This is a genomic window from Ruegeria sp. O11 (assembly GCF_056535285.1).
On sequence record NZ_JBQERS010000007.1, the window covers coordinates 95,976 to 108,152 of the forward strand.

Below are 12,177 nucleotides of genomic sequence, written 5' to 3' on the forward strand. Positions count from 1 at the left end.
GCGCGTGACAAATCATGTCAGCGCATTGCGCAAGCGCGATCCAGCGGGCAGCTTGGTTTCGGAAGGAGACCTGCCATGACCCGGACCACTTACCTTGATTGCCTGAAACCTTCGCTTCTGTTTGTGCTGATCCTGTTGGTCGCAATGCTGCGCGCCTTGCCAGCCCCTGCGGCGGGGACAGAAACGCTGACCGTAGCCGGGGGCTGTTTCTGGTGTGTCGAATCCGATTTCGAATCTGTGCCCGGGGTAATAGGTGCAGTTTCGGGTTATACGGGCGGTGCAACCGAGAACCCAACCTATGATCAGGTCTCAAAAGGCGGAAGCGGGCATTACGAGGCGGTGCAGATCACCTTCGATCCCGCCCGCGTTTCCCGTGAAACCTTGCTGAACATGTTCTTCCGTTCGGTCGATCCAACGGACGCGGGAGGTCAGTTCTGCGATCGTGGTGAGAGTTATCGGACCGCCATTTTCGTCTCTAACACAGGGGAAAAGGCGTTGGCGCAGCAGGCCAAGAGCAGCGCGCAAAACGCGTTGGGTCAAACGGTGGTCACACCGATCCTGCAGGCCGGCACGTTTTATCCGGCGGAAGCCTATCATCAGGATTACTACAAGGGCGACAAGCTGGTCCTGACCCGGTTTGGTCCCAAGCGCCAAAAGAACGCGTACAAAGCATACCGCAAAGCCTGCGGTCGCGATGCGCGCGTCAAGCAATTGTGGGGAAGCGAAGCACCCTTTGCCGGATCTTAATCAAACTGCGCCTCGTGCACTTCTTTCAGGTCAGGGATAACATCCGCCGTTCCGTGCCGCGTGACCATCAGGGCCGCGGCACGGTTTGCTTGTGCAATTGCCTGCTCCATTGGCATGCCCCGATCCATGCCCGCCAGCACATAGCCGGTAAAGGTGTCACCAGCACCCGTGGTATCCACGGCGTTGACCTTATGCGCCCGAAACGCTTGTGGTTTATGACCCCGCTGATAATACCGCGCACCTTTTGAGCCGAAGGTGACGATCACATGCTCGACCGGCAACTCAGACGGGGCCAGGTCCGTTGCATCCTGCAATTGCTCAGCTTCGACTTCGTTGAGGATCAGAAAGTCCAGATACGGCAGAACCGCCTGTACCGCCTCGGCTTTAAATGGAGCGGCTGCGTAGCACACGGTCAGCCCCAGTTCGCAACCCAGTTTGGCGGCCTCAATCTGAGCATTGGTTTCGTTCTGCATCACCAGCAGGTCACCCGAAACGGCCGAGGACAACGCCTGCCCTAGTTGGTCATCCGAGATGGCGTGGTTGGCACCCTGAAACAGAACAATCAGGTTTTCGCCCTGCGCGTCCACCGCGATGATCGCGTGACCCGTGGGTACATCCACCTCAGCAATTTGCCGCGTGTCCACGCCATATTCGGTCAGCCTGTCCCGCGCCCAAAGGCCATCTGACCCGACCGCGCCGATATGCGAAACCCGTGACCCTGCACGGGCCGCAGCCACCGACATGTTGGCGCCCTTGCCGCCCAGAAACCTCTGCAACCCGCTGGCCGCCAGTGTCTCGCCCGCCGCGGGCAAATGCGGCAGGGCATAGACCATATCCGCGTTGATAGAGCCTAGGTTCCATATCGTCATGATTTACCCAATATCGCAGGAGGCCAGAATGGCCATGTTCAGAATGTCATTCGCGGTCGAAACCGTCGAACAGATCTGGATCGGCTTATCGACGCCGGACAGGATCGGACCGATTACGGTGGCTCCACCCATTTCCTGCATCAGCTTGGTCGAGATTGAAGCCGAGTGTCGTGCGGGAACAATCAGGATATTGGCTGGTCCGGTCAGGCGTTGGAACGGATAAGCTTCCTGCTGATCCACATTCAGGGCCACATCAACCGTCATCTCCCCTTCGTACTCGAAATCGACGCCGCGCTCGTCCAGCACTACCGGAGCACGGTGCATCTTCTCAGCACGTTCAGACACCGGGTAACCGAAGGTCGAGAAACTGACAAAGGCCGCCCGGGGCTCAAGCCCCATATGACGCGCCACCGCTGCGGCGCGCTCGGCGATATTGGCCAGATCGTTCTCATCCGGCCATTCATGCACCAGCGTGTCGCCAATCAGGACAATCCGTCCTTTGTGCAGCAATGCAGTAACCCCCGCCGCGCCATGGGCGGCATCGGCGTCAAACACATGGTTGATGCGGTCCAGAACATGCGCCGACTTGCGCGTTGCCCCGGTCACCAGACCATCCGCATGACCATGCGCCAGCATTAGAGACGAAAAGACATGTCGGTCCCGCGCAGCGAGGCGGTGAATGTCCTTGTGGTCAAACCCTTTGCGCTGCAGGCGCTGATACAGAAAATCCTTATAGGCCTCGAGATGTGAGGTATTGGCCGCGTTCACCACATCAATCTCGCGCACCGCGTCCCCAAGACCAGCGGCTTCAAGCTTTTCTTTGACATCGTCCGGCCGCCCTACAACCAGCGCCTTCCCAAAGCCCGAGCGTTGGTACATGACGGCTGCGCGCAACACGCGCGGATCGTCGCCCTCGGCAAAGATCATCCGGCTTTGCGCCTGACGCGCACGTGCGTTCAGGCCGCGCAAGATGCTGGCCGTCGGGTCCATGCGGGATTTCAGGCTCAGCTCATACGCTTCCATATCGATGATTGGGCGCCGCGCAGCGCCGGTATCCATACCGGCCTTGGCGACCGCAGGTGGGATACGGTGAATCAGGCGCGGATCAAACGGGGTTGGGATGATGTAGTCACGCCCAAAAGTAAGCGACTTGCCGTAGGCCATTGCTACTTCATCCGGCACATCTTCACGCGCCAATCGTGCCAGCGCATGGGCGCACGCAATTTTCATCTCGTCATTGATCGCACGGGCGTGAATATCCAACGCGCCGCGGAATAGATAAGGAAAGCCCAGAACGTTATTCACCTGGTTCGGATAGTCGCTACGGCCCGTCGCAACGATCGCATCAACGCGGACCTCATGCGCCTCTTCCGGTGTGATTTCGGGATCGGGGTTCGCCATCGCAAAGATGACCGGATTGTCGGCCATGCTGGCCACCATATCCTGCGTCACAGCCCCTTTGACCGACACGCCAAGGAACACATCCGCACCCTTCATGGCATCTTCCAGAGTGCGCAGATCGGTCGAGATCGCGTGGGCTGATTTCCACTGGTTCATGCCCTCGGTCCGGCCCTGATAGATCACGCCCTTGGTATCGCAGACAATGCAGTTCTCATGCCGCGCGCCCATTGCCTTAAGCAGTTCGATACAGGCGATCCCAGCAGCACCCGCCCCGTTCAGTACAATTTTCACATCTTCAATCTTTTTGCCTGAGATGTGCAGTGCGTTCAGCAAGCCCGCAGCACAGATCACCGCTGTTCCGTGCTGGTCATCGTGGAAGACTGGGATATCCATTTCTTCCTTCAGGCGCTGTTCAATGATGAAACACTCGGGCGCCTTGATGTCTTCCAGATTTATCCCGCCAAATGTCGGACCCATCAGACGCACCGCACGGCAGAACTCATCCGGGTCTTCGGTATCCAGCTCGATATCGATCGAGTTCACATCGGCGAACCGCTTGAACAGGACCGATTTCCCCTCCATCACCGGTTTTGAGCCCAGCGCGCCAAGATTTCCAAGGCCCAGAACGGCGGTGCCATTCGAGATCACAGCAACCAGATTGCCCTTGTTGGTATAATCATAGGCGGTCTCGGGCGCTTCAGCGATGGCTTCACATGGAACCGCAACGCCAGGGCTGTAGGCCAGCGACAGATCGCGCTGCGTGGTCATGGGAACGGTGGCCTGCACCTCCCACTTGCCGGGGGTCGGGTCGAGGTGAAAGGCCAGCGCCTCTTCTTTGGTGATCTTCGCTTTGGGCATCTTACAGGTCGTTTCCATGACTTAAGGGCTTTTGCCTCATAGCGCAGGCAGAGCCGCGCCTCAACGGGAATGAGTTTTCGGCTTTTACAGAAGATGCGGGATTTGTAAGGTCGCGCCGGAACACGCCATAAGGGGGCCGCCTTTGTCCACAGTCACGCCGATGATGGCGCAATACCTTGAGATCAAAGAGGCTCATCCAGACGCCCTGTTGTTTTATCGCATGGGCGACTTCTATGAGATGTTCTTTGAAGATGCCGTCAACGCGGCCGAAGCGCTGGACATCGCGTTAACCAAGCGCGGAAAGCATAACGGAACCGATATTCCGATGTGTGGCGTGCCCGTGCATTCTGCCGAAGGGTATCTGCTGACCTTGATCCGCAAGGGCTTTCGTGTCGCGGTCTGTGAGCAGATGGAAAGCCCGGCGGAGGCGAAGAAAAGAGGCTCTAAATCGGTTGTAGAGCGCGATGTTGTGCGCTTGGTAACTCCGGGAACACTGACCGAAGACGCCCTTCTGGAAGCTCGCCGCCACAACTTTCTGGCCGCCTATTCCCAGGTACGGGATGAGGCCGCGCTGGCGTGGGCTGATATTTCCACGGGTGCGTTTCATGTAATGCCATTGACCTCCGTACGCCTCAGCCCCGAACTGGCGCGGCTTGCCCCGTCCGAGTTAATCGTGGCCGACGGGACGGAACAGATGTTGCAGGAACCGGTGCGCGATCTGGGCATTTCGTTAACCCCGGTGGGACGTGCCAGCTTTGACAGCACTGCTGCTGAAAAGCGCATCTGCGGCTTGTTTCACGTTGGCGCGCTGGATGCATTCGGTAATTTTGGACGCGCCGAAATTTCGGCTATGGGCGCGCTGATCGACTATTTGGAGATCACGCAGAAAGGAAAACTACCCCTTCTGCAAACTCCACTGAAAGAGTCCGAGGACCGGGTAGTGCAAATAGATGCGGCCACACGTCGTAATCTTGAACTGACCCGATCCTTGTCCGGTGGTCGCGCGGGCTCTTTGCTTTCGGTGGTTGATCGTACAGTTACATCTGGTGGCGCGCGATTGCTGGAACAGCGCCTATCCAGTCCTTCGCGCAATCTGGACGTCATTCATGCCCGGCTGGACGCCGTGAGTTTCGCTGCCGAAGACAGTCTAATTGCTTCGGATCTACGCGAAGCGCTACGTAAAACACCAGATCTGGACCGCGCCCTTTCTCGTCTATCACTGGAACGCGGTGGTCCCCGTGACCTGGCTGCCATTCGTAACGGGCTGACTCAGGCTGCTGCGATTGCTGGAATTTGCGAGGGCCAGGATCTGCCAATCCTGCTGGCAACCGCTCTGCAGAACCTCGTAGATTTCGATGATCTACTGAACCTACTCGATGAGGCATTGATTGCTGAGCCACCCCTACTGGCGCGCGACGGTGGATTTATCGCTCCGGGTTTTGATGCCGAGCTGGACGAGGCCCGGACGCTGCGCGACGAAGGCCGTTCTGTTATTGCAGGGTTTCAGCAGAAATATGCGGAACACACTGGCATCACCTCGTTGAAGATCAAGCACAACAACGTGCTGGGCTATTTCATTGAAACCACGGCCACCCATGCCGAGAAGATGCTGAGCCCTCCATTCTCTGAGACTTATATCCACCGCCAGACCACCGCCAATCAGGTGCGATTCACAACCGTGGAACTGTCCGAGATCGAAACCCGCATCCTGAACGCTGGAAATCTGGCGTTGGAGATTGAAAAGCGGCTCTATCAAAGGCTTTCTAGCGAAATTCTGGACCGTGCCGCACGACTGAACCAAGCGGCTCGTGGTCTGGCAGAACTGGATCTAACCACTTCTTTGGCTGATCTAGCGCGTGGGGAAAGCTGGTGTCGTCCGCAGGTCGACAGCTCGCGCAGCTTTGAGGTAGAAGGTGGACGTCATCCGGTTGTTGAACACGCGTTGCGCCAGCAAGGCGGCGATGCTTTCATTGCGAATGACTGCGATCTTAGCGCTGTAGATGGCGCCTCCATCTGGTTGCTGACCGGGCCGAACATGGCCGGTAAGTCGACCTTCCTGAGGCAGAACGCGCTGATTGCCTTGCTTGCTCAGATGGGCAGTTATGTCCCTGCTGAGCAAGCGCATATCGGGGTGGTCAGCCAGCTCTTCAGCCGCGTCGGCGCCTCAGATGATCTTGCGCGCGGTCGATCAACTTTCATGGTCGAAATGGTTGAAACCGCAGCCATCCTCAACCAGGCCGACGACCGCGCGCTGGTCATTCTTGATGAAATCGGCCGAGGCACTGCCACCTATGACGGGCTTTCGATCGCCTGGGCCACGCTCGAACACCTGCACGCCGCCAATCAATGTCGCGCGCTGTTTGCCACGCATTACCATGAATTGACGGCTCTGGCAGGAAGTCTGGAGGGCGTCGACAACGCCACGGTAGCCGTCAAGGAATGGGAGGGAGAGGTGATCTTCCTGCACGAGGTCCATAAAGGTGCCGCCGACCGATCTTATGGTGTTCAGGTTGCTCAGCTTGCTGGCCTGCCCGCTTCGGTGGTGGAACGCGCGCGTGTTGTTCTGGACCAGTTGGAAAAAACTGAGCGCGAAGGCGGCAAGCAAAAAGCCTTGATCGACGATCTGCCCTTGTTTTCAGCCGCTCCGCCGCCGCCACCTCCCGCCCCCAAGGCAACACCCGTTACGGATATGCTCGACGAAGTCCTGCCGGACGAATTGACCCCGCGCGAAGCCCTTGACCTGATATACAAACTAAAAGAGGCGGCCAAATCCTGACCGCCCCTTCATCTTTTCAAAAATACTCTCGCCGAAGGCTTGGCTTCTTTGAAGCCAATCAGCCCGCAGGCATAGACGAAACACCTACCTGCGCCGGGCGCAACAGACGGTCGTGTAGCATGAAACCTTCTGCCGAAACCTGAATGATGTCGCCTGCTTTGGTGCCAGGAACCGGTGCCTCAAACATCGCTTCATGAACGTTCGGATCAAACCGGTCGCCCACCTCAGGTGTAATTACTTCGATACCGTGCTTCTGGAACACGTCCTTCAGCGCACGCATGGTGAGTTCGACGCCTTCCAACAAGCCGGCAGCAAGCTCTTTTTGCTCATCGGTTGCGGCCTCGAGCGCCCGCTTCATGTTGTCATAGACCGGCAACATGTCACGCGCCAGCTTGGATCCACCGTACTGCTCGGCATCCCGACGTGCCTTATCGCCACGCTTACGGGCGTTTTCAGCGTCGGCAAGCGCACGCATGAATTTGTCTTTGTAGTCGTCGCGCTCTGCGCGCAATTCGTCCAACTCCAGAGCTTCATCGCTGATCTCAGCAAATTCCTCGGCCAGCTCTTCTGCTTCTGCGGACATGATGTCGTCCAGAAATTCTTCGTTCTTGGGCTCTGCCATCTCTTACCCTCTAGCTCCGGTCGGAAATCAACTTCCCAACCAGTTGCGCCGTATAATCCACGATCGGCACGATCCGTCCGTAATTCAGACGTGTGGGTCCAATGACCCCAACCGCACCGATTATCTTACGATCAGCGTTCATATATGGAGACACCACCAAAGAGGAACCCGAAAGTGAGAAAAGTTTGTTCTCAGAGCCAATAAAAATGCGCACACCCTCACCTTCCTCGGTCAATTCAAGGAATTCAGCGATGTCACGTTTGCGCTCAAGGTCATCAAACAGGGTGCGGATTCGGTCCAACTCCTCGGCCTGACCCGGTTCATTCAGTAGATTCGCGCGTCCGCGTACGATCAATCGAGCCGAGTCGCTGCCATCCCCGTCCCATGCAGCAATGCCGCTTTCGACCATTTCACGCGCCAAAATATCGATTTCCTGCTTCCGCGCATCTATCTGCGACAGCATTTGGCGACGCACTTCGCTAAGCGTACGTCCTTCGATCAGCGCATTCAGGAAATTCGCAGCCTCACGCATCGAGCTTGGTGTCTGACCGGGTGGAGGCGTAAACAGCCGGTTTTCCACCTGCCCGTCAGAGAACACCAGAACCACCAAAGCGCGATCATGACCAAGCGAGACGAACTCGATATGCTTGATCTCAGCCTCATGTTTGGGTGTCAGAACCAGCGAAGCGCCTTGTGTCACGTGTGACAATGCCGATCCCACACGATCTAACATTCCGCCAACATCGCCTGCGTTAGAGCCTAATGTTTCGTCCAGCTTCTGCCGATCATCCGCGCCCAGATCGCCCATTTCAAGCAATCCGTCGACGAACATCCGCAGCCCCTGCTGCGTCGGAATCCGACCAGCACTGACATGCGGGCTGTCCAGCAGGCCCAGGAATTCCAGATCCTGCATCACGTTACGCACGGTCGCCGCGCTGACTTTTTCCGAAAGCGTGCGTGTCAGAGTGCGGCTGCCGACCGGCTCACCGCTGTCCAGATAGCTTTCGACGATCAGCCGGAACACCTCACGTGACCGGTCGTTCATCTCGCTCAGAATTTTGCTCGCTTCGCTCATCGGCAATCCTCTGCTGGATCGTCATTAAATAGCAGGCACAAGAAAGGTCAATCGGGGTTGCATCGTAACGCTGCAGAGCGGTATCCCCAACCCAGCAAACAAAGGATTTTCCATGCGACCCTCAGGACGTGATCTAAACGAAATGCGCGCCGTTTCAATTGAAACCGGCTTTACCAAACATGCCGAAGGTTCCTGCCTGATCAAGATGGGTGACACCCATGTACTGTGCACCGCCACGATCGAGGACCGCGTTCCACCATTTATAAAAGGCTCGGGCCTGGGTTGGGTCACCGCCGAATACGGCATGCTGCCCCGCGCGACGAATACGCGGATGCGGCGTGAAGCGGCAAGCGGCAAGCAAGGTGGCCGCACCGTAGAGATTCAACGCCTGATCGGCCGTGCTCTGCGTGCCGGTGTAGACCGAGTTGCATTGGGTGAACGCCAGATCACTGTCGACTGCGATGTAATTCAGGCCGATGGCGGCACACGTTGTGCATCGATCACTGGCGGTTGGGTGGCATTGCGTCTGGCAGTGAATAAGCTGATGAAAACAGGCGATGTTATTTCGGACCCTTTGGTTGATCCCGTCGCCGCCGTGTCCTGCGGAATCTACGCGGGTCAGCCAGTTTTGGACCTCGACTATCCCGAGGACAGCGAGGCCGGCGTCGATGGCAACTTCATCATGACCGGCTCTAGCAAACTAATCGAAGTGCAAATGAGTGCCGAGGGATCCGTCTTTAGCCGCGCACAGATGGACCAATTGATGGATCTGGCGGAAAAGGGCGTGGCTGAACTGGCTGCCGCACAGAAAGCTGCCACCGCATGACTCGTAAGTTCAACGGGGACAAGCTGCTGGTCGCCACGCACAACAAAGGCAAGCTTGAGGAGATGGCACATCTCCTCGAACCCTTTGGTGTTGCCGTCGTGGGTGCTGGTGAATTGGCCCTGCCTGAACCAGAAGAGACAGAGGATACCTTCGTCGGCAACGCCCGGATTAAGGCCCACGCCGCCGCGCAAGCCACCGGCCTGCCCGCCCTGTCGGACGATTCCGGAATCACCATCGACGCGCTGGATGGCGCGCCGGGCGTCTACACCGCCGATTGGGCAGAAACCGGCAATGGCCGTGATTTTCTGATGGCGATGACCCGCGCACATAACGAGCTGGAAGCGAAGAGCGCTGCCCACCCTCGCACAGCGCAATTCCGCTGTACTCTGGTTCTGGCGTGGCCCGACGGGCATGACGAGGTGTTCGAGGGCGTGGCCCCTGGACATTTAACATGGCCAATTCGTGGCAAGGATGGCTTTGGCTATGACCCAATGTTCGTCCCCGAAGGGCACGACATTACCTTTGCCGAGATGGACCGTTGGGAAAAGAACAAGATCAGCCATCGCGGCCGCGCGGTGGAGATGTTCGTGAAAGGCTGCTTTGGCGGATGATTGGCGCAACGGGGGCTTTGGCCTGTATGTGCATTGGCCCTTTTGCGAGGCCAAGTGTCCTTATTGTGACTTCAACAGCCACGTTTCAAGAAATATTATTCAAAAACAATGGATTAATAGCTATCTGAATGAGCTTAAACGCGCAGCCAGTGAAACGCAAGGTCGGGTACTTAACACGATTTTTTTTGGCGGTGGCACGCCATCGCTGATGGCGCCGGACACCATCTCTGCCATCATCGACGAGGCCCGCGCCCTTTGGCGCCCCGCCAACGATATGGAGATCACGCTTGAAGCCAACCCCGGCTCAGTCGAGGCCGGTCGCTTTGCAGCCTATCGCGATGCAGGTGTGAACCGTATTTCAATGGGTGTGCAGGCCCTCAACGACGATGACCTGCGCCGCCTGGGTCGTATTCACACTGTGGCTGAAGCCCGCGCCGCTTTTGATATTGCCCGTAGCTGCTTTGACCGTGTCAGTTTTGATCTGATCTATGCCCGACAACATCAAACTCTGGACGCATGGCGCGCTGAGTTGGCTGAGGCCCTGTCGATGGCGATCGATCACCTGTCGCTTTATCAACTCACCATCGAAGAGGGTACGGCGTTCGGAGATCGCTATGCAGTTGGTAAGCTCCGCGGTCTGCCCGAGGATGACAGCGCGGCGGATATGTATCTGGCCACGCAAGAGATATGCGAGGCCCATGGTTTACCCGCCTATGAGGTCTCAAACCACGCCCGATCCGGAGCGGAGTCTCAGCACAACCTGATCTATTGGCGCTATGGTGATTACGTGGGTATCGGGCCAGGCGCACACGGGCGGATCACCCTTGATGGCCACAAATTTGCGACCGAGACCTTTCTTTCGCCAACCAAATGGCTGGCCGCCGTTGAAAATGGAAGTGGAGAAAGCAACCGGTTCGAACTAACACAGCGTGAACAAGCGTTTGAATACCTTATGATGTGCCTTAGGATTACAGAGGGCCTAAATATAGATAGATACAATCAACTCTCGGGCGAAGACCTGCCGCAGGAAAAACTTGATACGCTGGCCGATCTGGGCATGTTGATCCTGGAAGACGACCAGCTACGCGCCACATCTCAGGGCCGCGCCGTTCTCAATGCCGTTATCCGAGAGCTATTGGAGTAACAAATGCAATATCTCTGGGCTGGTTTGGGGTTGGTCTGCGTCGCGCTCGCCATGGTTGGAGTGGTCTTACCCTTGCTTCCAACAGTGCCGTTTCTTCTGCTCGCGGCATTTTTCTTTGCGCGCTCTTCATCAAGGCTACATAATTGGCTGCTAACCCATCAGACCTTTGGTCCGCTAATTGTCGACTGGCAGAGCTCGGGCGTAATTAGGCCTGGCGCAAAAAAAGCGGCCACCCTGTCGGTTGCCGCCGTATTTGGCCTGTCGGTGTTGCTGTCCATGCCTTCACACGTCCTGATCATTCAGGCCGTTGTGCTAGGCGGCGTCATGCTTTTTATCTGGACCCGCCCTAGCGGCTAAGCTTTGCGCAAAGATCATCCAGCTGATCAAGGTTTTCATAAGACAAAACCACCTGCCCCGTTTCTGATCCGGGTTTGTGGTTGATGGTGACCTTCATTGCCAGAATAGCAGACAAATCCTTTTCGAGGGCGCGCGTATCTGCATCTTTCCCAGCATTCAGATTTCTGGATTTTAGCGCTGGCTTATCCGGACCACCTTGTTGTTTTTTGACCAACGCTTCAGTAGCCCGCACGGAAAGACCGTCACGCACAACTTGTTTGGCCAATTCCGAAGGATCTTCTGCTGTGATCAAGGCCCTTGCATGACCAGCAGATAATTTCCCCTCGATCACAAGTGTTTGCACATCCATCGGCAAAGACAGCAGACGCAACAGGTTGGCAATATGGCTTCGGCTTTTACCCAAAGCTTCGGCAAGTTTTTCCTGCGTGTGACCAAAGCGATCCATCAACTGCTTGAAACCTGCCGCTTCCTCCACGGCATTCAAATCAGCACGCTGAATATTCTCGATAATCGCGACTTCGAGCACTTCGGTATCATCAAACTCGCGAATAATTACTGGAATATCATGGAGTTGTGCCATCTGAGCGGCGCGCCACCGGCGCTCACCGGCGACAATCTCATATTGGCCACCTGCGATACTTCGCACAATCAAAGGTTGAATAATGCCTTTTTCTTTGACTGATGCGGCAAGTTCATCCAGTTGCTCTTGAGCAAATCGACGTCTCGGCTGATCCGGGTTTGCCTGCAACTTCTCAATGGGCACTGTAAGGTCGGGGCGGCGAGGCTCCGACGAGATACGACCATCGGCTTCTGGTGCAACATCAGCCATTAATGCCGACAATCCGCGACCTAGTCCTCGGGGTTTTCCTTTCCTGGCATTCATGTTGCCCT

The 12,177-nt window shown here is 56.8% G+C and carries 11 protein-coding genes; 6 read left to right on the forward strand and 5 right to left on the reverse strand.

What is annotated here, in order from left to right; genetic code table 11:
- The first annotated feature begins 75 nt into the window (after window positions 1–75).
- The gene (gene msrA, locus ACRZ91_RS14395) at window positions 76–747 is read left to right on the forward strand and encodes a peptide-methionine (S)-S-oxide reductase MsrA (protein ID WP_170542553.1); all 672 of its coding nucleotides are present in this window, start codon (window positions 76–78) and stop codon (window positions 745–747) included.
- Here msrA and ACRZ91_RS14400 read toward each other — a convergent pair.
- Window positions 744–1,616, reverse strand: coding sequence for a ribokinase (locus ACRZ91_RS14400; RefSeq protein WP_480906508.1), 873 nt, complete (start codon window positions 1,614–1,616; stop codon window positions 744–746). The two genes, msrA and ACRZ91_RS14400, sit on opposite strands and share 4 nt — an antisense overlap.
- A 3-nt stretch (window positions 1,617–1,619) precedes the next feature.
- Window positions 1,620–3,875 carry an NADP-dependent malic enzyme gene (locus ACRZ91_RS14405; protein WP_170780066.1) on the reverse strand — a complete coding sequence of 752 codons (2,256 nt, stop codon included), beginning with the start codon at window positions 3,873–3,875 and terminating at the stop codon, window positions 1,620–1,622.
- Window positions 3,876–4,035: 160 nt separating this feature from the next.
- Here ACRZ91_RS14405 and mutS point away from each other — a divergent pair, with 160 nt between their 5' ends.
- Window positions 4,036–6,651 (forward strand): DNA mismatch repair protein MutS, encoded by a 2,616-nt coding sequence (mutS, locus tag ACRZ91_RS14410; RefSeq protein ID WP_480906626.1) that lies wholly within the window; start codon window positions 4,036–4,038, stop codon window positions 6,649–6,651.
- A 58-nt stretch (window positions 6,652–6,709) separates the two neighbouring features.
- On the opposite strand, the gene ACRZ91_RS14415 is transcribed toward mutS, so the two are convergent.
- Together ACRZ91_RS14415 and hrcA are read right to left on the reverse strand one after the other, a co-directional pair.
- Window positions 6,710–7,273 (reverse strand): nucleotide exchange factor GrpE, encoded by a 564-nt coding sequence (locus ACRZ91_RS14415; RefSeq protein ID WP_480906511.1) that lies wholly within the window; start codon window positions 7,271–7,273, stop codon window positions 6,710–6,712.
- A 10-nt stretch (window positions 7,274–7,283) separates the two neighbouring features.
- Window positions 7,284–8,348, reverse strand: coding sequence for a heat-inducible transcriptional repressor HrcA (gene hrcA, locus ACRZ91_RS14420; protein WP_010442969.1), 1,065 nt, complete (start codon window positions 8,346–8,348; stop codon window positions 7,284–7,286).
- Window positions 8,349–8,460: 112 nt separating this feature from the next.
- Between hrcA and rph the strand changes: the two genes are divergently transcribed.
- From rph to ACRZ91_RS14440, 4 genes are read left to right on the forward strand one after another with little or no spacing between them, the layout of a single operon-like run.
- Window positions 8,461–9,174 carry a ribonuclease PH gene (gene rph / locus ACRZ91_RS14425; RefSeq protein WP_170542547.1) on the forward strand — a complete coding sequence of 238 codons (714 nt, stop codon included), beginning with the start codon at window positions 8,461–8,463 and terminating at the stop codon, window positions 9,172–9,174.
- Complete coding sequence (gene rdgB / locus ACRZ91_RS14430) at window positions 9,171–9,785, forward strand: RdgB/HAM1 family non-canonical purine NTP pyrophosphatase (protein ID WP_170471090.1); 615 nt, start codon at window positions 9,171–9,173, stop codon at window positions 9,783–9,785. The genes rph and rdgB overlap by 4 nt, the downstream gene beginning before the upstream one ends.
- Entirely contained in the window at window positions 9,775–10,929 is a 1,155-nt protein-coding gene (gene hemW, locus ACRZ91_RS14435) for a radical SAM family heme chaperone HemW (RefSeq protein ID WP_480906515.1), read from the forward strand. The genes rdgB and hemW overlap by 11 nt, the downstream gene beginning before the upstream one ends.
- Window positions 10,930–10,932: 3 nt before the next feature.
- A complete protein-coding gene (locus tag ACRZ91_RS14440) occupies window positions 10,933–11,286 on the forward strand; it encodes a YbaN family protein (RefSeq protein WP_480906518.1) in 354 nt (117 codons plus the stop codon).
- Here the strand turns inward: ACRZ91_RS14440 and ACRZ91_RS14445 are convergent.
- Window positions 11,276–12,169 (reverse strand): ParB/RepB/Spo0J family partition protein, encoded by an 894-nt coding sequence (locus tag ACRZ91_RS14445; protein WP_480717027.1) that lies wholly within the window; start codon window positions 12,167–12,169, stop codon window positions 11,276–11,278. The two genes, ACRZ91_RS14440 and ACRZ91_RS14445, sit on opposite strands and share 11 nt — an antisense overlap.
- Window positions 12,170–12,177 lie beyond the last annotated feature (8 nt).